The 22493-nt window shown below is 62.2% G+C and carries 22 protein-coding genes, 1 pseudogene and 1 riboswitch; of the genes and pseudogenes, 13 read left to right on the top strand and 10 right to left on the bottom strand.

The genetic code is table 11. The features are described from left to right. Window positions 1-4: 4 nt before the first annotated feature. From NKJ90_RS06190 to NKJ90_RS06215, 6 genes are all read left to right on the top strand, one after another. Window positions 5-829: an ABC transporter permease gene (locus NKJ90_RS06190; protein WP_023761415.1), complete on the top strand. Its 825-nt coding sequence runs from the start codon at window positions 5-7 to the stop codon at window positions 827-829. Next, complete coding sequence (locus NKJ90_RS06195; RefSeq protein ID WP_023761414.1) at window positions 829-2484, top strand: ABC transporter ATP-binding protein; 1656 nt, start codon at window positions 829-831, stop codon at window positions 2482-2484. Before NKJ90_RS06190 ends, NKJ90_RS06195 begins: the two co-directional genes overlap by 1 nt. A 60-nt stretch (window positions 2485-2544) precedes the next feature. Beyond that, on the top strand, window positions 2545-3384 hold the full coding sequence (locus NKJ90_RS06200) for an alkaline phosphatase family protein (protein ID WP_023761413.1): 840 nt from the start codon (window positions 2545-2547) through the stop codon (window positions 3382-3384). Window positions 3385-3625: 241 nt separating this feature from the next. After that, window positions 3626-4192, top strand: a complete 567-nt coding sequence (locus NKJ90_RS06205; RefSeq protein WP_023761412.1) for a sigma-70 family RNA polymerase sigma factor — start codon at window positions 3626-3628, stop codon at window positions 4190-4192. After that, entirely contained in the window at window positions 4189-4857 is a 669-nt protein-coding gene (locus NKJ90_RS06210) for an anti-sigma factor (RefSeq protein WP_352485814.1), read from the top strand. Before NKJ90_RS06205 ends, NKJ90_RS06210 begins: the two co-directional genes overlap by 4 nt. Beyond that, window positions 4847-6271, top strand: coding sequence for a S8 family serine peptidase (locus tag NKJ90_RS06215; RefSeq protein ID WP_023761202.1), 1425 nt, complete (start codon window positions 4847-4849; stop codon window positions 6269-6271). Before NKJ90_RS06210 ends, NKJ90_RS06215 begins: the two co-directional genes overlap by 11 nt. Window positions 6272-6443: 172 nt before the next feature. Here the strand turns inward: NKJ90_RS06215 and NKJ90_RS06220 are convergent, their stop codons facing one another. The 3 genes from NKJ90_RS06220 to NKJ90_RS06230 all read right to left on the bottom strand — a co-directional run bounded on the left by NKJ90_RS06220 (window position 6444) and on the right by NKJ90_RS06230 (window position 9300). Continuing rightward, on the bottom strand, window positions 6444-7361 hold the full coding sequence (locus NKJ90_RS06220) for an oxidoreductase (RefSeq protein WP_023761201.1): 918 nt from the start codon (window positions 7359-7361) through the stop codon (window positions 6444-6446). 49 nt (window positions 7362-7410) lie between these two features. Beyond that, window positions 7411-7980 (bottom strand): TetR/AcrR family transcriptional regulator, encoded by a 570-nt coding sequence (locus tag NKJ90_RS06225; protein WP_023761200.1) that lies wholly within the window; start codon window positions 7978-7980, stop codon window positions 7411-7413. A 297-nt stretch (window positions 7981-8277) separates the two neighbouring features. Continuing rightward, complete coding sequence (locus tag NKJ90_RS06230) at window positions 8278-9300, bottom strand: LacI family DNA-binding transcriptional regulator (protein WP_352485816.1); 1023 nt, start codon at window positions 9298-9300, stop codon at window positions 8278-8280. Between the two features lie 364 nt (window positions 9301-9664). Here NKJ90_RS06230 and NKJ90_RS06235 point away from each other — a divergent pair, with 364 nt between their 5' ends. From NKJ90_RS06235 to NKJ90_RS06255, 5 genes are all read left to right on the top strand, one after another. Then, window positions 9665-11020, top strand: coding sequence for an ABC transporter substrate-binding protein (locus NKJ90_RS06235; protein ID WP_352485817.1), 1356 nt, complete (start codon window positions 9665-9667; stop codon window positions 11018-11020). A 249-nt stretch (window positions 11021-11269) separates the two neighbouring features. Further along, window positions 11270-12283 carry a carbohydrate ABC transporter permease gene (locus NKJ90_RS06240; RefSeq protein ID WP_023761197.1) on the top strand — a complete coding sequence of 338 codons (1014 nt, stop codon included), beginning with the start codon at window positions 11270-11272 and terminating at the stop codon, window positions 12281-12283. A gap of 1 nt (window position 12284) precedes the next feature. Continuing rightward, window positions 12285-13439, top strand: a complete 1155-nt coding sequence (locus tag NKJ90_RS06245; RefSeq protein WP_023761196.1) for a carbohydrate ABC transporter permease — start codon at window positions 12285-12287, stop codon at window positions 13437-13439. A gap of 4 nt (window positions 13440-13443) precedes the next feature. Continuing rightward, complete coding sequence (gene bglA, locus NKJ90_RS06250; protein WP_352485819.1) at window positions 13444-15108, top strand: beta-galactosidase BglA; 1665 nt, start codon at window positions 13444-13446, stop codon at window positions 15106-15108. A 24-nt stretch (window positions 15109-15132) separates the two neighbouring features. Next, window positions 15133-16245, top strand: coding sequence for an ABC transporter ATP-binding protein (locus NKJ90_RS06255; RefSeq protein WP_023761194.1), 1113 nt, complete (start codon window positions 15133-15135; stop codon window positions 16243-16245). A 76-nt stretch (window positions 16246-16321) separates the two neighbouring features. Here the strand turns inward: NKJ90_RS06255 and NKJ90_RS06260 are convergent, their stop codons facing one another. From NKJ90_RS06260 to NKJ90_RS06270, 3 genes are all read right to left on the bottom strand, one after another. Further along, window positions 16322-16558 (bottom strand): DUF680 domain-containing protein, encoded by a 237-nt coding sequence (locus NKJ90_RS06260; protein WP_023761193.1) that lies wholly within the window; start codon window positions 16556-16558, stop codon window positions 16322-16324. Window positions 16559-16638: 80 nt separating this feature from the next. Continuing rightward, entirely contained in the window at window positions 16639-16848 is a 210-nt protein-coding gene (locus tag NKJ90_RS06265; RefSeq protein WP_023761192.1) for a DUF680 domain-containing protein, read from the bottom strand. Window positions 16849-16919: 71 nt separating this feature from the next. Further along, complete coding sequence (locus NKJ90_RS06270) at window positions 16920-17117, bottom strand: DUF680 domain-containing protein (protein WP_023761191.1); 198 nt, start codon at window positions 17115-17117, stop codon at window positions 16920-16922. Window positions 17118-17625: 508 nt separating this feature from the next. Then, window positions 17626-17827: riboswitch (cobalamin riboswitch) on the top strand. Between the two features lie 115 nt (window positions 17828-17942). On the opposite strand from NKJ90_RS06270, the gene NKJ90_RS06275 reads away from it, so the two are divergent. Beyond that, window positions 17943-19190 carry an aromatic ring-hydroxylating oxygenase subunit alpha gene (locus NKJ90_RS06275; RefSeq protein ID WP_352485821.1) on the top strand — a complete coding sequence of 416 codons (1248 nt, stop codon included), beginning with the start codon at window positions 17943-17945 and terminating at the stop codon, window positions 19188-19190. Between the two features lie 46 nt (window positions 19191-19236). After that, window positions 19237-20337 carry an FAD-binding oxidoreductase gene (locus tag NKJ90_RS06280; RefSeq protein ID WP_023761189.1) on the top strand — a complete coding sequence of 367 codons (1101 nt, stop codon included), beginning with the start codon at window positions 19237-19239 and terminating at the stop codon, window positions 20335-20337. 18 nt (window positions 20338-20355) lie between these two features. On the opposite strand, the pseudogene NKJ90_RS06285 reads toward NKJ90_RS06280, so the two are convergent. From NKJ90_RS06285 to NKJ90_RS06300, 4 genes and pseudogenes are all read right to left on the bottom strand, one after another. Next, window positions 20356-20759 (bottom strand): annotated as a pseudogene (locus tag NKJ90_RS06285) (type II toxin-antitoxin system VapC family toxin). Next, window positions 20756-20989 (bottom strand): AbrB/MazE/SpoVT family DNA-binding domain-containing protein, encoded by a 234-nt coding sequence (locus tag NKJ90_RS06290; protein ID WP_023761188.1) that lies wholly within the window; start codon window positions 20987-20989, stop codon window positions 20756-20758. Before NKJ90_RS06290 ends, NKJ90_RS06285 begins: the two are co-directional and overlap by 4 nt. 71 nt (window positions 20990-21060) lie before the next feature. Then, the gene (locus tag NKJ90_RS06295) at window positions 21061-21807 is read right to left on the bottom strand and encodes an FAD-binding oxidoreductase (RefSeq protein WP_023761187.1); all 747 of its coding nucleotides are present in this window, start codon (window positions 21805-21807) and stop codon (window positions 21061-21063) included. After that, window positions 21804-22415: a molybdopterin-dependent oxidoreductase gene (locus NKJ90_RS06300; RefSeq protein ID WP_023761186.1), complete on the bottom strand. Its 612-nt coding sequence runs from the start codon at window positions 22413-22415 to the stop codon at window positions 21804-21806. Before NKJ90_RS06300 ends, NKJ90_RS06295 begins: the two co-directional genes overlap by 4 nt. Window positions 22416-22493 lie beyond the last annotated feature (78 nt).

The following is a 22493-nucleotide window of genomic DNA, read 5'->3' on the forward strand; positions in this document are numbered from 1 at the left end:
GGGCATGCTCGATATCAAACGCATCCCCATTCCCGCGCTGGTCGGCATAATACTGACCGCACTGTTTGTTCTGGCGGCTATCTTCGCGCCCTGGATCTCACCGCATGACAATGGCGAGATCGTCGGCGATGTCTGGGAGCCTATGTCGGCGGCGCATTGGCTGGGCACCGACAATCTCGGCCGCGACCTGCTGTCGCGAATGATCTACGGCGCCCGCATCACGCTGTTCATCGCAGTGCTGGCCACCGCGCTGTCGTTCTCGCTCGGCGCCATCCTTGGCTTCTCGGCGGCGGTGTTCGGTGGCTGGTTCGATACGCTGCTGTCGCGCCTTGTCGATCTCTTGATGTCGATCCCGACGCTGATCATGGGCCTTGTCGTGCTATCCGTGCTGCCGACCAACCTGGTGACACTGATCCTGGTCATGGGCGTTCTCGACTCGACCCGCGTCTATCGCCTGTCGCGCGCGGTCGCCGTCGACATCAACGTCATGGACTATGTCGAGGCGGCGAAGCTGCGCGGCGAAGGCAGCGCCTGGATCATCTTCCGCGAGATCCTGCCCAACGCACTCTCGCCGCTGGTTTCGGAACTCGGCCTGCGCTTCATCTATGCGGTGCTGTTCCTGTCGACGCTGTCCTTCCTCGGCCTTGGCGTGCAACCGCCTGATGCAGACTGGGGCGGCATGGTCAAGGAAAACAAGGACGGCATCGTCTTCGGCATCGGGGCAGCCCTGATCCCGGCGGCAGCGATCGCCATGCTGGCGATTTCGGTCAACCTGGTTGCGGACTGGGTGCTCAACCGGACGACAAGCCTGAAGGGAGGACGCGGGTGATGGCAGAGAGCAAAGCGAAACCCGGCGTGCTGCTCGACATCCGCAATCTGCGCATCGAGGCGACCGTCTTCCCGCCCGGCGAACCGCCCAAGAACATCGTGCTGGTGCACGATGTCTCGTTGACGCTCGAAAAGGGCAAGGTGCTTGGCCTGATCGGCGAATCCGGCGCCGGCAAGTCGACCATCGGCCTGTCGTCGATGGGCTATGGGCGCGGTGGTGTGCGCATCACCGGCGGCGAGGTCATCCTGAACGGCCGCGACATCCTCAAGGGCGGCAAGGACGGTTTTCGCAAGCTGCGCGGCCGCGAGGTCTGCTATGTCGCGCAGTCGGCGGCGGCCGCCTTCAACCCGGCGCATAGGCTGATGGACCAGGTGGTGGAAGCCACGCTGCTGCACGGCACGGCGACGCGCGCCGAGGCCGAAAAGCGCGCCGTCGCGCTGTTCAGGAAGCTCAGCTTGCCGAACCCCGAAACCATCGGCGAACGCTTTCCCCACCAGGTCTCGGGCGGCCAGCTGCAGCGCGTGATGACGGCGATGGCGCTCTGCTCCGAGCCGGATCTGATCGTCTTCGACGAGCCGACCACGGCGCTCGACGTGACGACGCAGATCGACGTGCTGGCGGCGATCAAGGATGCCATTCGCGACACGCATGTGGCGGCACTCTACATCACCCACGACCTTGCCGTCGTCGCCCAGGTCTCCGACGAGATCATGGTGCTGCGCCATGGCCGACTGGTCGAATGGGGCGGCACGAGGCAGATTATCAAGGAGCCGCGCCAGGAGTACACCAACGCGCTGGTGTCGGTGCATGAGATCGAACACGCCGAACAGAAGCCCGGCACGACGCCGTTCCTGTCGGTGAAGAACGTCACCGCCGCCTATGGCCGCAGCCACATTAAGGTGCTGAAGAACGTCTCGGTCGACATCTATCCGGGCCAGACGCTAGCCGTCGTCGGCGAATCCGGCTCCGGCAAGTCGACGCTGGCGCGCGCCATCACCGGGCTCTTGCCGCCCGAAGAAGGGACCGTCACCTTCGACGGGCGGCCGTTGGCGAACCGGCTGGCCGACCGGCCGAAGGAGGACCTGCGGCAGTTACAGATGATCTATCAGATGGCCGACGTGGCGATGAACCCGCGTCAGACCGTCGGCACCATCATCGGCCGGCCGCTCGAATTCTATTTCGGCATACGCGGCCGCGAGCGCGACAGACGCGTCGCCGAACTGCTCGACAAGATCGAGATGGGCAAAGGCTTCTCCGACCGTTATCCGGCCGAGCTTTCCGGCGGCCAGAAACAGCGCGTCTGCATCGCCCGCTCACTTGCCGCCAAGCCCAAGCTGATCATCTGCGACGAGGTGACCTCGGCACTCGATCCGCTGGTGGCACACGGCATCCTTGAACTGCTGCTCGAGCTGCAGAAGGAGGAGAACGTCGCCTATCTCTTCATCACTCATGACCTGGCCACGGTGAAGTCGATCGCCGATTCGATCGCGGTGATGTACCGCGGCGAGGTGGTGCGCTACGGCCCGAAGAGCAAGGTGCTGGCCCCGCCTTTCGACGCCTATACCGACCTGCTGCTTTCCTCGGTTCCCGAGATGGAGATCGGTTGGTTGGAAAAGGCGATCAAGGGACGGCGCATGGCCAGTGCGGGGAACTAGGGAATTCGTGGCATAAGCCGCGAAACCACCCTTCAACGACAAAGCCTTCCGGAGTCGCCCATGGCGCTCGCGACAAAACTGTTGCTGATCATCCTCGATGGCGTTCCCTACAGGAACTGGCGCCGGTTGATGGGCAATCTCGAAGGCTGGGTGCAATCGGGCGAGGCGCGGGTCTGGAAGATGCGTTCCGTGCTGCCGTCGACCTCGGCCTGCTGCTATGCCTCGATCCATACCGGGGTTCCACCGCAGGTGCACGGCATCCTGTCCAACGAGAACCGGTTCCGAGTCGCGCAGCCCGACATTTTCTCCGAAGTCAGCAAGGCCGGCGGCAAGACCGGCGCCGTGACGCATTCCTACTGGTCGGAATTCTTCCGCGCCTACCCGTTCGACCTGGTCGAGGACATGGAATTCGACGAGCCGGGCGGGCCGATCACGCATGGCCGCTTCCACACCATGACCGGCTACAATGGCCGCAACCAGATGACGCCGAGCGACATCGACCTGTTCGCGACGCTGACCATGCTGACCAAACGCCACGGCATCGACTACGGCATCCTGCACACCTGCACGCTGGACTCGATGGGGCACCGCTTCGGCCATGACTGCCACGAGATGGACCATGCCGTCTATGCGATGGACGGCATGCTGGCCGCCTTCCTGCCGCGCTGGATCGAAGCCGGCTACGAGGTCATGGTCACCGCCGATCACGGCCAGACCGACCGCGGCCATCATGGTGGCCATGGCGACGAGATGCAGGATTTCGCGCTGTATTATTTCGGAGCCGGCAAGGGGCCGCAGGCCGAGACGCTGCTCGACCAGCTGCAGCTGGCGCCGACAATCCTAAGCCGTCTCGGCGTGCCGGTTCCGGCGACGATGAAGGCGAAATCGTTTTTGGGGTGATGTGGACGCGACGTTGGCGCCCCCCTCCCGCCTGCCGGCATTCGTCGTTCCAAAAGCCAAGCAATTGGCTTTTCGTCCGCTGCGCGGACCACGTCTCACCTCCCCGGTAAATGACGGGCAGAAGGGATGCTCTGGCAACCGCCTCGCTCTTCGGCTAGCCTCCGAAATTCCTTGGCGGAGGATGAACCTTTTTGGATCGATCAGCGACAGAGCAGACAGGAGCCAGGCGGCTCGACCGGCCATGACGGCATCGACGGAGACCGATCGCGCGCTTGTCGACCGGGTCGCGAAGGGCGACCGTGCCGCCGTGCGGCTCCTGTTCATGCGTCACCACGCGCGGGTGTACCGCTTCGTGGCGCGCCAGACGGGATCGGAAATGATGGCCGACGATATCGCCAATGAAGTGTTCCTCGAGCTATGGCGCCAAGCGCCAGGTTTCGAGGGACGCTCCGAAGTCTCGACATGGCTGCTCGGCATAGCCCGTTTCAAGGCGCTGTCCTTGCTGCGCAAGAAGAAGGAAGCCTGGATCGACGACGAGGCCGCCGCCGCGGTGCCCGACAGTGCCGACACGCCGGAAGTCGTCACCATGAAGGAAGACAAGGCTGCCGCCTTGCGGCGCTTCGTCGACGCCTTGCCGGAAGAGCATCGCGTTGTGATCGATCTTGCCTATTATCACGGACAGTCGGTGAGCGAGATCGGCGAGGTGCTCGACATTCCAGTCGCGACCGTCAAGACCCGCATGTTTTACGCCCGCAAGAAACTCGGTGAGGCCCTCAAGGCCGCCGGTTACGACAGGGGGTGGCCATGAGCGCCGCTGAAAAAATGTCGCGCCGCGACGAAATGGAAATGCTGCTGCCGTTCTACCTGAACGGCTCGCTGGAGGGCTCGGACCTGGAAGCCGTCGAGGAATGGCTGGCCAGCGACCCGGCGGCACTTGCCGCCCTTGGCGAGGCGGAAGCCGAATTCTCCGGCACTGCGGCTGCCAATGAAGCGATCCGCCCGCCGGCCGATGCGCTAAGCCGCTTCGCCAGGGCGCTCGATGCCGAGGCCGGACCGGCGCGAGCGCCCGCAGGATCGTCCTGGCTGGCGCAGGCCTGGGGCCGCTTCATGGCGGTGCCGGTCGGCGTCGCCTGGGCCGCGGCCGCGGTTCTGCTGGCCCTGGTCATGGTGCAGTCGTTCGTCGAGCCCGGCGGCAAGGGCAGTGATTTCGAGATAGCCGGCGCGCAAGACGATCTGGCGAAAATGCCGTTCGCCCTGGTCAAGTTCAAGCCGGATGCGAAGATGTCGGATATTTCCGGCTTTCTCGGCGGCAACGGGCTGAAGATCATCGGCGGACCGACCGCCGACGGCGTCTTCCGGCTTGGCATTCCCGCGACGACCGCTGCCGATTACACAAGGCAAATCGGCCTTATTGTCGCTCAGCCTTTCACGGAGACTTTGATCGAGGGAAGGAAGCCGGTTGATGGCGGCTGAGGCGGTCATTCGATTTGCGGCCATGCTTGCGGCGGCGATGACAATCGCCGCCGTGCCTGCGTCGGCGCAGACCAGCGCGAAGCCCGACCGGACGAAAATCGACTGCCGCGACGGGGCCAATGCGGCAGGAGCCGACTGCGCCAAGGGTGACGCGAAGGGCGGGACGGATACAGCGCAGGCCGGCGCGGTGTTCTTGCCGGCCCTGATCGTCGACCTGTTCCCCAACCCGGTGGTGCCCCCGGCACCGATGCCGCGGCCGGCTTCGGCGACACCTCCCGCCGGTAATCAGGCCGGCCCTCCGCCTGGCGGCCCTATCGTCTCTCCGACCGATCTCGTCGCCGTTCAGCCGCCGCGCGCGGTGGTCGGCGATTTCGTGCCGGACGAGGTGCTGGTGACGGTCGACGGCGATGCCGGGGCCGTGCAGCAGATCGCCGCTTCCTTCGGCCTCCAGGTGCGCTCGCAGCGCCAGTCGCGGCTGCTTGGCACCACGCTGGTGCGTTTTGGGATTCCCGACGGACGGCCCGTCGGCGTCGTGCTGGCGCAACTGGCCGCCGACGGCCGCACCCAGCGGCGCGAGCCTAACCATGTTTATTCGCTGCAGCAGGCAGCCGCCAGCATCGTCAACTATGCCTTCGAGCACATAGCGCTCGATTCCAAGCAGGCCAGCGGCGAAAACGTCCGCATCGCGGTGATCGACACCGGCATCGACGACACCAATCCGGCGCTGGCTGGCGTCATTGCCGAACAGTTCGACGCCATGCCGGGCGTGCCGATCGAAATGCGCGATCACGGCACGTCGATCGATGGCCTGATCGCTGGCGTCGGCGCGCTGGAGGGCATGGCGCCTGGCGCCAGGATCTACCACGCCCGTGCCTTCGAGGGCGGCAAGTCGACCATGGACGTCATCCTGGCGGCGCTCGACTGGGCGGCGGACCAGGACGTGCGTATCATCAACATGAGCTTCGTCGGGCCGAAGAACGATCTGCTCGGCGTTGCCTGCCGCAATGCCCGCGCGCTCGGCATGGTGCTGGTCGCCGCCGCCGGCAATAACGGGCCGAAGGCGCCCTATGGCTATCCGGCCGCTTTCGACGGCGTCATCGCCGTGACCGCCACCGACGCCAAGGACGGGCTGATGCCGCAGGCCAATCGCGGCGCGTACGTCTTCATCTCGGCGCCCGGCGTCGAGATGGTGGCGCCGAGCGGCGCCGGCTCGGATGTGGTCACCGGCACCTCGTTCGCGGCGGCGATCGTCAGCGGCGCCATCGCCAATCTCATCCACGCCGCGCCCGATCGCTCGGCCGACGACATCGAGAAGGCGCTCGGGGCTACGGCAAGAGATCTCGGCCCCAAGGGGCGCGACAATGATTTCGGCTACGGGCTGCTGGACATCAAGGCGGCGGGGGCAAAGGAATAGGTCTAACGCTTAAAAGCTTCTGCTTTTATGCATGTCGAAACTCAATCAGATGGTTGCCCCAATGGCTGAGATGGGTGGAAAGCCGAAGGTCTGCTTTTCGGCGTTTCCACAGGAAAGCAGTCTCGGGCGCCAGCGTGGGTCGATAAACCGCTCTTGCCACGTCGTGATGAGATCAGGCGGCCGGCAAGCCTGGGTCGATGCCGGTCATGGCGATCGAGACGTCCCAGAGTCGCTTCCCGAGCGCGGGATCTTCGGCATGCGGCGCGCGCTTTGCTTCGCCGGCTGCACCGCGGGTTCCGCCAAAGCCGGTGGGACCGTAATAGCCTCCCGGCTTCACCTTGCCGGTCGCGGCCAGAAGCGCCGGCCAGGCGCCCTTGTCGGCGCTGTTGAGCAACAGGCCGACGATCGGGCCCGCGAACTGGACAATCCCCATGTGACGGCCAAGACTTGTGCTGGCGATGCCAGGGTGAACGCCGATTGCCGCGACGGGCGACTTCAAGGCGCGCAGGCGACGATCCAGTTCGAAGAAGAACAGCGCGTTCGCCAGTTTGCTGGCGCCGTAGCGTTCGTTCTTGATGTAGCTCTTGTCGGCATTGAGGTCGTCCCAGTCGATCTTGGCCTTCAGATGCGCGACGCTCGAGGTTACGACCACCCGCGCTCCCGGCGTCTCCGCCAGCTTAGGCAGGAGCAGCGAGGTGAGCGCGAACACGCCGAGATGATTGACGCCGAACTGCGATTCGAACCCCTGCTTCGTGCGCGTCAGCGGCGGGTTCATGATCCCGGCATTGTTGATGAGCGCATCGATCCGTGGCTCCTTCGCGGCGATCTCGGCTGCGGTGCGAACGCTGTCCAGGTCACCGAGGTCGAGCGGCAACCAGACGAGATCGGCGTTGGGCGTGATCCGCTTGATCCGTGCGATGGCATCCTGCGCCCGGGTCTGCTCGCGGCAGCCAAGCAGGACGCGCGCGCCCCTGGCGGCAAGCACCCGCACGATTTCGAACCCGACGCCCGCGTTGGCGCCTGTAACGATGAAGCTCTTTCCCGTCTGCTTGGGGACGTCGGCTTCGGTGAAACCCTTGCTATTAGACATTTTCGTTCCTTGTAGGTGAGTAATTACATACTCATTTATGGGTTAAAATTCAGGCGGCAGACCCCTTCCAGAACAGGTCGAACCCGGCCTGCCGGATGGCGTCACTTTCCCAAGGTTTGGCCGTGACCGCGTTGATGCTGATGTCTGCCAGATCGAAAAGAATGGTATCGATGTAGAAGGCGATCCTGTCAGGCGCCGCATGGCCGGCGAGACACTCCTCCACCATCGTCCGCGCATCCCGCTGCATGGCGTGGCACCGGTTCCGGCTTTCCGCTGTGACGCGATCCGACACCTTCAACTGGCGAAGGGCCTTGCGCGCTGTGGCGTGAGCCAGCCCCCAGTCAATCAGACGGTTCCAAACCGCGAATAGCAGGTCTTTGGCGGAGGCGTCCGCCGGATATGGCGCCAGCATCGTCTCTGTGAGGTCGGCCTCGATCTCGAGAAAGAGCTGGTTGAGCAGATCGTCCTTGGTTGGAAAGTAGGTGAACAGCGTCCCCTCGGAAACGCCAGCAGCCTTTGCGATCTTGGCCGTGGACGCGCCCGTGCCAAGGTGCGCGACGAACTCGGCCGCTGCATCCAGCAGCGCCTGTCGCTTTTCTTCACTGAGGGGACGCGCCATATTTCTGTCCAACGATATTGAGTAAGTGGATACTCAATTATATAGGGGACGACGTGAGATTGGTCAAGGGATGCAATCTTAAAGCCATCTGAAAATTTCGAAGTACCGATGCCAGACTAGAAATATTGAAACGGCGGATGATCAATTAGGTAGCTTTGGTACTTCGCGAAGGTCGCAGGCAATGGCTTGCCTTCCTCGAGCGGTCAGAGCTCATCGGCAGCTTTTGCGAAAGCATCAAATTCGACCGAACGACCGGAGTGGGGCGAACTCGGTCGCGCGGAGTGTGCGTTTCGACCTCTAGCCAGGCGCGCCGGCGACCGATCCCCTGACCACCAGGTCGACGGGCCAGACTTCGCCGCGGGCGCCCTCTTCCAGCCCCGAAATCCGGGCTGCCAGCCGCTCGGCGACGCGGGCGCCAGCGAGACGAATGGATGAACGCGTCGTCGACAGCGGCACCGAAAAATTCTCCGGCCGCAGCCAGGGGAAGACGTCGTCATGGGCGATCAGTGACACGTCGCCCGGAATGCCCAAGCCGAGGTCGCGCACCGCACGCACGACGCCCAGCGCCATGATCAGGCTGGAGCAGGCGATCGCCGTCGGCGCATCGCCCTCTTCCAGCAAACGCCTGGTGGCGCGATAGCCGTTCTCTTCGGTCATGACCACCGAGCAGACATGGCGTTCGTCCAGTTCCAGTCCGCTCGCGGCCAGCGCCCGGCGCACGCCGCGTTCGCGATGGATGGCAAAGGTCTCGCGGTTGTCGCCATTGATCAGCGCCAACCGCCGGTGGCCGAGCTGGATCAGCAGCCTCGCCGCCTCGCGGAAGGCGCCCTCGTTGTCGATGTCGGTAAAGGCATAGTCGAAATCGAAGCCTTCACTGCGGCCATGGACGATGAAGGGTATGCCGAGCGTGTTGACCAGCGCCACGCGCCGGTCGGCGGGCCTCGGCGAGGAGATGTAGACAGCGTCGACCTGGCGGTTGGCGACGATGCGCCGGTAGGTCGTCTCCTGATCGTCGGCGTCGGCCGGCGACAGCACCAGATCGAGCTCGTGCGAACGGGCATAATCGCCAAGGCCGGACAGGAACTCGACGAAATGCGGATCGATGTCGACGGATGCACCGGTCGGCAGGACATAGCCGATCATCCCGGTCTTGCCGGTCGCCAGCCGGCGCGCGCTGGGATTGGGGCGGTAGCCGTGGCGCTTGGCGGCGTCCATGACACGCCTTCGCGTTTCCTCGTTGACCTCAGGATAGCCATTCAGCGCGCGGCTTACCGTAGTCTGCGACAATGCCAGCATATGGGCAAGCTGCTTGAGGTTCACGAAAACTCTCCATCTCCCTCAAAGCGCTTTTAAATTGAATCGACCCAAGTGCCGTCGGGGTTGGGCCATTCGACATCGGACCATAAGCGTGGTTCAGAGGTGTTTGAAACAAAAATTGCTGCTGCACTGCCATAAAAGCATGTTGCAGCGCACTTTTCAGACCACAAACGCATCAGATTAAATCGATTAGCCCAGCTGCCTCTTGACTTCCGGCCGATTCAATGGCGAGATCAAAAAGGCCAAAGCGCTTTGGAAGACTCTTCGAAAGGTTGCGGTTCCTTTCTGACTGAGTCACAGTCCTGCGGCGTCGGCGGGCGGAATGGAGGTTCCGTCCGGTGTGTATGATCCACTGGGAGGAATACCGATGAAGAAAATGCTTTTGCTGGGTGCCGCGTTTGCCACGCTCGCCCTGAACGCGCCCGCGCATGCCGAACTGAAATTCAAGCCGGGTGAGGACAAGCGCTTCAACTGGGCGAACTACGAAGAGCTCAAGAAAGTCGACCTCAAGGGTGAGACGCTGTCGATCTTCGGACCATGGCGCGGTGAGGACGAAGGCCTGGTGCGCGGCGTTCTCGATTATTTCTCGGAAGCCACCGGCGTCGAGATCAAATACTCCTCCTCGGAGAATTACGAACAGCAGATCGTCATCGATACGCAGGCCGGCAGCCCGCCGAACATCGCCGTGCTGCCGCAGCCAGGCCTGATCCAGGATCTCGCATCGAAGGGACTGTTGACGCCGCTCGGCGACGACACCGCCAAATGGGTCAAGGACAATTACGGCGCCGGCCAGTCATGGGTCGATCTCGGCACGTTCAAGGACAAGGACGGCAAGCCGGGCTTCTTCGCCTTCCCCTACAAGGCCGACGTGAAATCGCTGGTCTGGTACTCGCCGGACAATTTCGAGGAAGCCGGCTACAAGGTGCCGAAGACGCAGGAAGAGCTCGCCGATCTCGAAAAGAAGATCATCGCCGACGGCGGCAAGCCGTGGTGCATCGGCCTCGGCTCCGGCGGCGCCACCGGCTGGCCGGCGACCGACTGGGTCGAAGACCTGATGCTGCGCACCCAGCCTCCGGAAGTCTACGACAAATGGGTGAAGAACGAGATCCCGTTCAACGACCCGGCAGTGGTCAGCGCCATCGACATCTTCGGCAAGATCGCGACCGACGACAAGATGGTCGATGGCGGTGCCAAGGCAGTTGCGGCGACCGATTTCCGCGACAGCCCGAAGGGCCTCTTCTCAGTGCCGCCGAAATGCTACCTGCACCACCAGGCGTCGTTCATCCCGACCTTCTTCCCGGAAGGCACCAAGATTGGCCAGGACGCGGACTTCTTCTACTTCCCGCCCTATGCATCCAAGCCTGAACTGGGCACGCCCGTGCTCGGTGCCGGTACGTTGGCGATGATCACGAAAGACAGCAAGAGTGCCCGCGCTTTCATCGAATTCCTGAAGATGCCGCTCGCCCATGAGATCTGGATGGCCGAAGGCGGTTTCGTGACGCCGCTCAAGTCAGTCAACAAGGAGGCCTATGCCAGCGACGCGCTGAGGAAGCAGGGCGACATCCTCGCCAACGCCTCGACCTTCCGCTTCGACGGCTCCGACCTGATGCCCGGCAAGATCGGCGCCGGCGCCTTCTGGACCGGCATGATCGACCTGGTCGGCGGCAAGTCAGCGCAGGATGTCGCCACCGACATTCAGAAAAGCTGGGACGCCATAAAGTAGGCAAGCCGCCGATTGTTCGGCTGGACGTTTGAACTATCGATCCTGACTGGATCCGGGCCCCGGGGCCCGGATCCAACCGGCGGCCCGTGCCGCGGCGACTATCATGAGCACACAGACATCCGGCATGAAGCGCGACCAGCAAAGAGGAAGACCTGTCTGCCTGGCGATAGCGCTCTGAACAACTGAATCGGCGCATCTCATCGCCCTGACCGTTCGGCCTTGGCTAGTGATGCGCAGGGGGAGGGACCCATGGCGGCTCAGATTTTCTCGGCCATATTCGTCATCATCGTCGGGGTCGGCGGTTGCGTCGCCTATTTCTGGGGCGCCAACAAACTGGTCGACCTGATATTTCCATCGCGCGGCGTCGCTGGCGCCGCCGCTATCGACAATCTGCGCCGGCAAGGGCTGGTCCGGCCGTGGCTGTTCGTCGGTCCGGCGATGATCATCCTGACCATCTATCTGATCTATCCGGTGGTCGAGACGCTGCGGCTGTCGTTCCTCGATCGCGGCGGCGTCAATTTCGTCGGCCTGGCCAATTATGAATGGGCCTTTGGAGATCGCGAGTTCCGCAACTCGATCCTCAACAACATCGTCTGGCTGGCGGTGGTACCGGCTGCCTGCACCTTCCTCGGGCTGATCATTGCCGTGCTCACCGACAAGATCTGGTGGGGCACGATCGCCAAGAGCCTGATCTTCCTGCCGCTGGCGATCTCCTTCGTCGGCGCCAGCGTGATCTGGAAATTCATCTACGAGTATCGCGGCGAGGGCCAGACCCAGATCGGTATCCTCAACGCCGTCATCCAGCATTTCGGCGGCCAGCCGCAGGTCTGGATATCGCTGCCGTTCTGGAACAATTTCTTCCTGATGGTGATCCTGATCTGGATCCAGACCGGCTTTGCCATGGTGATACTGTCTTCCGCCCTGCGCGGCATCCCCGAAGAAACGCTGGAAGCCGCCGTCATCGACGGCGCCAATCCATTCCAGATCTTCTGGAAGATCATGGTGCCGCAGATCTGGGGCACGATCGCCGTCGTCTGGACAACCATAACCATCCTGGTGCTCAAAGTGTTCGACATCGTGCTGACCATGACCAACGGCCAGTGGAACAGCCAGGTGCTGGCCAATCTGATGTTCGACTGGATGTTCCGTGGCGGCGGCGATTTCGGCCGCGGCGCCACCATCGCCATCATCATCATGATCGCGGTCATTCCGATCATGGTCTGGAACATCCGCCAGGCGAACAAAGAGACGGGAGGACATTGAGATGGCCGTTGCGACCGGAAATTCCTTCGCCAGCCGCTTCGGCGTCCACATCGCCGTGCTTGTCTTCGTCGCGATCTGGACCATACCGACGCTCGGCATCCTGGTCTCGTCGCTGCGCGACAAGAACCAAATCATCGCCTCTGGCTGGTGGAATTCGTTCGCCAGTTCCACTCAGACCGAAGCCGGCCGGCTGCCGGCCGCCTCGACGCAAGTCGAAAAGGACGGCAAGTTCGTTCTCGAGGGCAATATCTTCGGCGACGGTGCCAAGCGCAACATCAGCGCCTTCGGTGTCAAATCGGCGGCGCCAACGCAATATCCCGCTGGCACTTCGGCCGATCTCGGCGATGGCGAAATCTTGCAGCTGAATGAAGACGGCAGCTTCGTCATGCAGTCGCCCAAGGCATTCGAAGGCGATCGCGGCCAGCGCGTCTACTATGCCTCGTCGGCGCCGCCGAAATTCACCACCGAGAACTACAGGACAGTCTTATTTTCCGAGGGCATCGGGCGGTCGTTCATGAATTCGCTGACCGTCACCATCCCGGCGACCGTCATCCCGATCCTGATCGCCGCCTTTGCCGCCTATGCGCTGGCCTGGATGCGGTTTCCCGGCCGGGCGCTGCTGATCGCGGTCATCATCGGCCTGCTGGTGGTGCCGCTGCAGATGTCGCTGATCCCGCTCCTGAAACTATACAACGGCGTCGGCGCTTTCTTCGGCATGCCGTCGAAAACCTATCTCGGCATCTGGCTGGCGCATACCGGCTTCGGCTTGCCCTTCGCCATCTACCTGCTGCGCAGCTACATTGCCGGCCTGCCGCGCGAGATCATGGAATCGGCGCGTATCGACGGCGCTAGCGATTTCGAGATATTCGTCAAGATCGTCTTGCCGCTGTCCTTCCCAGTGCTGGCTTCGTTTGCCATCTTCCAGTTCCTATGGGTATGGAATGATCTGCTGGTGGCGATGGTTTTCCTGGGTACAGAGGCAGACCAGATCGTGCTGACCGCCAAGCTCAATGCGCTGTTGGGCTCACGCGGTGGCGACTGGGAGATTCTGACGACATCGGCTTTCGTGACCATAATCGTGCCGCTGATCGTCTTCTTTTCGCTGCAGCGCTATTTTGTCCGCGGGCTGCTTGCCGGCTCGGTGAAAGGAGGCTGAGACGATGCAATCCGCTTTGAAGGCCAGCTCGAAACCTGACCTCGCCATCGATCGCGACTGGTGGCGGGGTGCTGTGATCTACCAGATCTATCCGCGCAGCTATCAGGACTCGAACGGCGACGGTATCGGCGACCTCAAGGGGATCATCGGCCGCCTGCCCTACATTGCGGCACTCGGTGCGGACGCCATCTGGATTTCGCCGTTCTTCAAATCGCCGATGAAGGATTTCGGATACGATGTCACCGATTATTGCGACGTCGATCCGATGTTCGGCACGCTGGCCGACTTCGACGCGCTGACCGTCGAGGCACACAGGCTAGGCTTGAAGGTGATGATCGACGAGGTGCTGTCGCACACCGCCGACAATCACCCATGGTTCAAGGAAAGCCGGTCGAACCGCACCAACCCGAAGGCCGACTGGTACGTCTGGGCGGACGCCAGGCCGGACGGCACGCCACCCAATAATTGGCTGTCGATCTTCGGCGGCTCGGCCTGGCAATGGGACACCAGCCGCCAGCAATATTACCTGCATAATTTCCTGGCCGAGCAGCCCGACCTGAACTTCCACAACCATGAGGTCCAGAACGCGTTGCTCGACGTCACCCGCTTCTGGCTGGAGCGCGGCGTCGACGGTTTCCGGCTCGACACCATCAATTTCTACTTCCACAGCCAGGGCCTGGAAAACAACCCGCCGCTGCCGCCGGAAGAGCGCAACGACCAGACCGCACCGGCGGTCAACCCCTACAACTACCAGGACCATCTCTACGACAAGAGCCGCCCCGAAAACCTCGGCTTCCTCGAGCGCTTCCGCGCGCTGCTCGACGAATATCCGGCGACCGCCGCGGTCGGCGAGGTCGGCGATTCGCAGCGCGGACTGGACGTGGTGGCTGCCTACACTGCCGGCGGCAAGCGCGTGCACATGTGCTATTCCTTCGACTTCCTGGCGCCGGAAAAGATCAGTGCGGTCAAGGTCCGCTCGGTGCTGGAATCCTTCGGCAAGGTCGCCAGCGACGGCTGGTCGTGCTGGGCCTTTTCCAACCACGACGTGATGCGCCCGGCCTCGCGCTGGGCGGCCGGCGAACCCGACCCGACCGCCTATCTCAAGATCATCTCGGCGCTGCTGATGTCCTTGCGCGGTTCAGTCTGCATCTATCAGGGCGAAGAGCTTGGGCTCGGCGAAGCGGAGCTGCGCTTCGAGGACTTGCAGGACCCCTACGGCATCCGCTTCTGGCCGGAATTCAAGGGCCGCGACGGTTGCCGCACGCCGATGGTGTGGGACGGCAGCACCAAGAATGGAGGATTCTCCCCGGCAAAGCCCTGGCTACCGGTGCCGACCAAGCATCTTTCGCAAGCGGTCAATGTCCAGCAGGGCGACGAGAATTCGCTGCTTGAGCACTATCGTCGCTTTCTCACGTTCCGGCGTGCCCATCCGGCGCTCGTCAAGGGTGACATCACCTTTATCGAAAGCGAGGGCGACACCGTTGCCTTCACCCGCCGCGCAGGCAACGAGCAGGTCGTCTGCGTCTTCAATCTGAGAGCCGGGCCAACCAAGGTTGACCTTGGCAGCCGATCGCTGCAACCTTTGCCCGGGCACGGATTTTCGGGGCAGGCAAGCAGCGGTTCCATCGAGCTTGGCGGCTACGGCGCCTGGTTCGGGCGCGTCGACTGAATTTCAAATCACTGGAGGAAACCAATGGCCGATGTCACACTAAGGCAAGTGAAGAAGTCCTACGGCAATCTGAACATTCTCCACGGCATCGACCTCGATATCAAGTCGGGCGAATTCATCGTCTTCGTCGGTCCGTCGGGCTGCGGCAAGTCGACATTGCTGAGGTCGATCGCCGGGCTCGAGGAAATCACCTCCGGCGAGCTCAGAATAGCCGGCGAGGTCGTGAACGACGTGCCGCCGTCGAAGCGGGGCATCGCCATGGTGTTCCAGTCCTACGCGCTGTACCCGCACATGACCGTCTACGACAACATGGCGTTCTCGATGAAGATCGGGAAGGAGAACAAGGCCGAGATCGACCGGCGCGTACGCCAGGCGGCGGAAATCCTGCAGTTGACGAAATATCTCGACCGCTTGCCCAAGGCGATGTCGGGCGGACAGCGCCAGCGCGTCGCCATTGGCCGCGCAATCGTGCGCAATCCGAAGGTGTTCCTGTTTGACGAGCCGCTGTCGAACCTTGACGCCGCACTTCGCGTCGCCACCCGCATCGAAATCGCCAAGCTCAAGGAATCGATGCCCGCCACGACCATGATCTACGTCACCCATGACCAGGTCGAGGCGATGACGCTGGCCGACCGCATCGTGGTGCTCAAGGAAGGCCATATCGAACAGGTCGGCACGCCCATGGATCTCTACAAGAAGCCCGGCAATCTGTTCGTTGCCCAGTTCATCGGCTCGCCGGCCATGAACATCCTGCCGGCGACCATCGACAAGACCGGGAACCCGACTGTCGTCAGCCATGTCGGCGGTCGCAAGGCAACCGTGCCGATCACGACCCCTGCTTCGGCAAAGGGCGCCGCGGTGAGCTTTGGCGTGCGGCCGGAGGATTTGATCATTGCCAGCGGTGCGGACTATCTGTTCGAAGGGACGGTCGACTACGTCGAGCAGCTCGGCGAGGTCCAGCTTGTCTATGTCGACATCGGCCGCGCCGACCTGCCGCTGGTGACCAAGCTGCCCGGCAACGTCGAGGTCAAGCGCGGCTCGACATTGCGGCTGAGCGCCAATGGCGAAGACCTGCATATCTTCGATACGGACGGGCGGTCCTTCGCGCTTCACGAAGCAGAAGCGAAGGCGGCTTGAGACGGAACCATCTCGACGGTAAAAAAAGAGCGGCGGGCAAGGCCCGCCCCTCTTTTCTGGACATCGGCTTAGACTGTTAGCGGCCGAAGAGGTTCCGATCACTGCCCTGGGGGGCGGACTTCGGAGCGTCGCCCGACGAATTGAGCAGCTTGTAGATCGGCGATTCGCTCTTGCGGATCGAGCCCGTATGCGAGGTATCGACGTTGACGGTCGACTGCTTGTTGATGTCGGTGCCACCAACGTTGTCGTTGCGGGCATAGGCGCTGCCGGCGGCAATCAGAAGAGCGGCGGCAGTAAGAACAATCTTTTTCATTTTTGACACTCCGTATTCTCGAATTCGATGCTGCGGGTTAACCCGCAGCATCGCTGTCGGATGTTGGTTTTGATCGGATGTTAGTTGTTGCCGAACAGGTTGCGGTCGCTGCCATGGTTGACAGGCGCCTGCGTGGCCGGCTCCGACTTCTTGACGGAAGCCGTGTACGAGCTGTCGACGGCGGTGGTGGCAGGCTGGTTGGCGCCGTTCGAACCATAGTTGTCGCTAGCGGCGAAAGCGCTACCCGAGATGGCCAGAACAGCGGCGGTAGCAAGAATGATCTTCTTCATTTCAAGTCTCTTGAATTTTCTGGATTTCGCCAGGACGGCGGGCGAACCCGCTGTCAACTGGGAATTGGTTGTTAGTGGCCGAAGAGGTTACGGTCGCTGCCCTGGGCAGGCGTCTGAGCAGCCGGTTCCGACTTCTTCACCGAAGCGGTGTACGAGCTGTCGACGGCAGTGGCTGCCGGGGCGTTCGAACCGTAGTGGTCGCTGCCATTAGCGAAGGCGCTGCCGGAAATGGCCAGAACGGCGGCGGCAGTGAGAATGATCTTTTTCATTTTTTGTACTCCAGTATCTTCTTTTCGTCCGTCTAGCGGCGTGTCTTGGAAATGAAATCGCGTCGTTCGGACAGGCCCGATGTGGGAGGGCATCCTCGCCTTTTCCAATCACGAAGTTGTTCCGTGTGGACCATGAATCCGCTACTTGAAATTGTGCCAAGGGCTTCCACACGCTACTTCTTATCTTTATTTTTCAATGGTTTAAGCAAAACCGTCCGCTGGATCACCAACTGTTGCCAAGGCCCGGCGTTCACAACGTCCTGCACGCACCGTCAACAGAAACGAACCGTTCGGTTCGATTTTAGAATCAGCTAATAGTCACTTTTCGAAACCGCTAGCCTTTTTTGGCCGCCAGCAAGGGTTGGCTTTCGAGGAGATTGCAAGTGGCGATGGCTGCCGAAGAGATAGGATTTCAGCCCGGCAATCGCCAACCCGAACGTTTCGCACGCGTGTCGCGCCGCATGGATACGATGTCGTTTTCATGCCGATGACGCGCCAGCGATCGTGGTTAGATCATGCCATCTCAGGTGCCGCTTCGTGACGACGGGGCGGAGAATTGGGAAGCCGGTCAAAATCCGGCGCTGCCCCCGCAACGGTGGTGGAGTTCAAGTCGCAACGGGAGACCACTGGGCAACTGCCTGGGAAGGTGTCGCGATCGTCCGCAAGGACAACTCCAAAGCCCGGAAACCAGCCCGAGATTTCTAGACTCGACTGATCGCGGTGGGCGATCAAGAGGTGGATAGTGCATGCCCGGCGCCTCGCCGGCCTGCGTCCAATCCTCCCTCCGTCACCACCAGTTCAGTCCTTAGATAACGAGGACAGGACATGGATATTCGCAACGACATGCTGAGGCTCTTGAACAGCCGTCGGCAAGGCTTTTCGCTAGAGCAGCCCTTCTACACCGATCCAGACTACTTCAAGCTGGACATGGAGCTGATCTGGTATCGCGATTGGCTGTTCATCGGCCATGATTGCGAGCTGCCGAAGCCGGGCAGCTACATTACCGTGCAGATCGGCGACTATCCGGTTGTTCTTGTCCGTGACCAGCAAGGCAAGATCAACGCCTTCCACAATTCGTGCCGCCATCGCGGTAGTCGCGTCTGCAACACCGACAAGGGTACTGCGGCAAAGCTCGTCTGTCCCTATCACCAGTGGACCTATGAGCTCGACGGCCGCCTGCTGTTCGCCCGTCAGATGGCCGACGGTTTCGACAAGAGTGAGTTCAGCCTGAAGCCGGTCGCCTGCGAGAGCGTCGGCGGCTATATCTTCATCTGCCTGGCCAAGGAGCCAGCGGATTTCGCGCCGATGCGGGCGATGATCGAACCTTATCTTCTGCCTCACCGGTTGAGGGAAGCAAAGGTCGCCTTCGAGAGCACGATCATCGAGAAGGGCAACTGGAAGCTGGTCTGGGAAAACAATCGCGAGTGCTATCACTGCGTCGCCAACCATCCCGAGCTGTGCAAGACCTTCCCGGAGGCTCCGACTGTGACCGGCGTCAACGGCGCCGACAGCGACCCTGAAATGGTCGCGCATTGGGCCAAATGCGAGGCCGTCGGACTTCCGAGCAAGTTCCGCATCGATCCGGCCGGGCAGTATCGAGCCACCCGCGCGCCGCTGCTGCGCGATGCCGTCAGCTACACCATGAGCGGCAAACTGGCGGTGAAGAAGAACCTCTCCGACGCTGTCTCCGCCGACCGCATCGGCACCTTGATGCACTATCACTATCCGACGACATGGAACCACATCCTTATCGATCACGCGGTGACGTTCCGGGTGGTGCCGATCAGCGCCACGGAAACGGCGGTGACGACGAAATGGCTGGTGCACAAGGACGCGGTCGAGGGCGTCGACTACACCATCGAAGACCTTACCCATGTGTGGACCGAAACCAACGACCAGGACCGCCGCATCGTTGAGGAAAACGCTCTCGGCATCCTGTCGCCCGCCTACGAACCAGGCCCCTATTCGGAGCTGCATGAGGGCGGCGTGATCCAGTTCGTCGAATGGTACGCGTCGTTCATCGGCCCGCGCCTCGCCGAAGGTGGAAGGCCGGCGCTACGCAGCGTCGCCTAGTTGCATCACATGCACAAAACATGAGGGACAAGAGAGGATGAATGCGATGACGGATCTTGGCCTCTATCGCCATCTCGACCAGATGACGCCCTGGAACGACAGGCTGCAGGTGCTGGAGGTGATCGGCGTCAGCGACGAAGCGCCTGACGTCAAGACCTTCACCTTCCGCTCCGACAACCAGACCTGGTTCCGCTACAAGCCGGGCCAGTTCGTGACGTTGGAACTGCCGACTGCGGACGGGCCGCTGATGCGCACCTATACGCTGTCGTCCTCGCCATCGCGGCCGTTCTCGATCGCAGTGACGGTGAAGGCGCAAGCCGGCAGCACCGGCACGCGATGGATGTTTGACCATCTGACGCCCGGCTCGCACGTCAAGGCCTATGGGCCGACCGGCGATTTTTCGCTGCACAGTCACCCGGCGGCTAAATATCTGTTCATTTCGGCCGGTTCGGGCGTGACGCCGATGATGTCGATGCTGCGCTGGCTGAACGACTGTGCGCCATGGACCGATGTCGGCTTCGTCAATTGCGCGCGCCGCCCGGAAGAGATCATTTTCCGCAAGGAGCTCGAACTGCTCGGCAGCCGTATGCCGGGCTTGTCGCTCGGTTTCATGATCGAGGAGCGTTCGAGCCGAGAGGGCTGGTTCGGCCATATGGGCCGCATCGACGCCATCAGGCTGCCGCTGCTGGCGCCCGATTTCCGCGAGCGCGAAATCTTCTGCTGCGGCCCCGATCCTTTCATGCGCGCCGTGCGCGGCATGCTGGACTCCGCCGGCTTCGACATGACGAAATACCATCAGGAGAGCTTTGCGGCGCCGGCCGTGGAGGAGATCCCGGCGCCGTTCGCTTTGCCGGCGGGAGACGACGCCGTCGCCCCGATCGAAGCCGTGACACCGATCCGATTCTCGCTTTCGGATGTCGATGCCGACTGCGTCGCCGGCCAAACCGTCCTGCAGACCGCGCGGGCCTCAGGCGTGCGGATTCCCGCTGCATGCGAGTTCGGCCTGTGCGGCACCTGCAAGGTGAAAAAGGTCGCGGGCGACGTCGAGATGAGCCACAATGGCGGCATCCTCGATCATGAAATCGACGACGGTTTTATCCTTGCCTGTTGCTCAAAACCGCTTTCGGCGCTCGAAATCGAGGCGTGACCGGCGGTTGGTGCCATTTCAGGAGTCCGGAGTGATCAGTCTCAAAGACGGGAAATAGGTCCGGTATCGACCGACATCGCGGGTCAGAAGCGGAAGCTGAGCGACCGCGGCATGGGCGCCAATGAAGTAGTCGGGCAACACGCCAATCCTGGATCCTCCTGATCGGCGGTACTGTGTAAATACCTTCCCGGCCAGGAAATGAGCTGCTCTTGGCATCGGAGCCATTTCGAGGCCGGCCGCATCCAGAAATGCGTCGAGATCCTCGACGCTGATGTAGCGAACAGCAAGCTCGGCATAGACCGCATCATTGATCAACAATGGTCCATCGAGGCTCGCTGCCTCGAGCTGTGCAACCGACCAGTCCGCCCAGGTCGGATCGTCCGTAACGAGGTCGAGCAGAACATGGTGTCGACCAGCGTCACGCTTCGCCACGCGTCAGTGCCATGATCGCATCGGTCGTGAGCTCCTCGCCGGCATGGCCGTACAACTTGGCGAAGCGGCTCGCAGGCGGCTCTTTGTCAACGCGAGGCAGCACCACGCTGCCATCGGCAGCGCGTCGGAAATCCACTCTGCTGCCCGGGACGATTCCAAGGAGATCGCGGACCGGTTTGGGAATGGTCACTTGTCCCTTTGCCGTAACAGGAGTGGCCATCTTCATCCTCGTGGTAATACCATCTTTCACGAACTGTCAGCGCCAAGACCACATGCGTTAACAACGTCCATTCAAACTCCGTAGCGCTCGGTGCGAATGTTTCCCGCTGCAACGCCGGCATCAATCAGCGCCTGGGCGGCGACTGATACAAACGCGTTGGAGCCGCAGACAAAGGCGAGACCAGGCGGCTCGGGCAGCCGCGCCATTGCTTGCGCCATCATCGCGACGTCCACCCGCCGCACATAATCGGCCGGGCGCCGGGCGGCTTCGCGTGTCAGTGTCAGCACTAGGTCGAACCCGTCCCTGCGGTCGTCGAGGGCGATCAGTTCGTCGCGAAAGATCACTTCGTCCCAGATCCGGGCTGAAAAGACCAGAACGACGGGCACTGTCGAATTGCGCGCGGCGCGATGGCGAGCCATCGACATCAAGGGCACGACGCCGGAACCGCCGCCGACAAGCACAAGCGGTCCGCCCACATCTTCTGGCCAGACGAAATGCCCGCCGAGCGGTCCGCGAAGTTCGATTTCGTCACCAATCGCCGCGACCTCGTGGAAGAAGGGCGAAACCTCGCCATCGTCGAGCTTCTCGATCGCCAGTTCGATCGCGCCAACCGTCTCGGGCGCGGAGGCAATGGAGTAGGAGCGACGCGCCTGGTAACCATCCGGTGCCGTCAGCCTGACATCGACATGTTGCCCGGCGCGGTAGGCAAACGGCCGCGATGGCCGGAAAAAGAAGCTGGTAACACGCGGCGTGCGTTTTTCGATGCGGACGATCCCGGCCGTCTGCCAGGGCGATTGCACTGCTGCCACAGCGCTCATGGATCGCCCGTATAGCGCTGTTCGCGCCATGGATCACCATAGATGTGATAGCCGCGCAATTCCCAGAAACCGGGTTCGTCGCGCGTCGTGAATTGCAGGCCGTTCAGCCATTTGGCAGACTTCCAGAAATAGAGGTGCGGCACCAGCAGCCTTGCCGGGCCGCCATGGTCCGGCGCAATCGGCTCGCCTTCGTAGAGCAGCGCCACCATGGCCTTGCCGCCGGTAAGATCCTTTACCGGCACATTGGTGGTGTACCCGTCGAACGCGTGCGCCAGCGTGAAGCCGGTCGGCGGCTCCAAACCCGCGTCGGCAAGGATATCGTCGACCAGCACGCCCTGCCACGGCGTGTCGAACTTGGTCCACGCGGTCACGCAATGGATGTCGCGTGTCATCTTGGTCAACGGCAGCGCGTTGAATTCAGCCCAGTTCCACTTCTTGATCGGCCGTGGCCCATGCTTCAACGTGAACGACCAATCCTCCGTGCGCACGCGCGGCGTCGGACCGGCCGACAGTACCGGAAAACCCTGTTCGAGATATTGGCCGGGCGGTATGCGCGCATCGTCATCGGTTGGCGGGCGCCGTCCTGAAGAGAAACCTCGGGTGACCATCGCGGTAATTCCTCTGCGGCAGGCATCCATCAACCTGTCGCAGTTTTCTCGATGATGCCGCTGCGGGCAACTGAAATC

The organism is Mesorhizobium sp. M0051 (assembly GCF_040323235.1).
GTDB lineage: Bacteria > Pseudomonadota > Alphaproteobacteria > Rhizobiales > Rhizobiaceae > Mesorhizobium.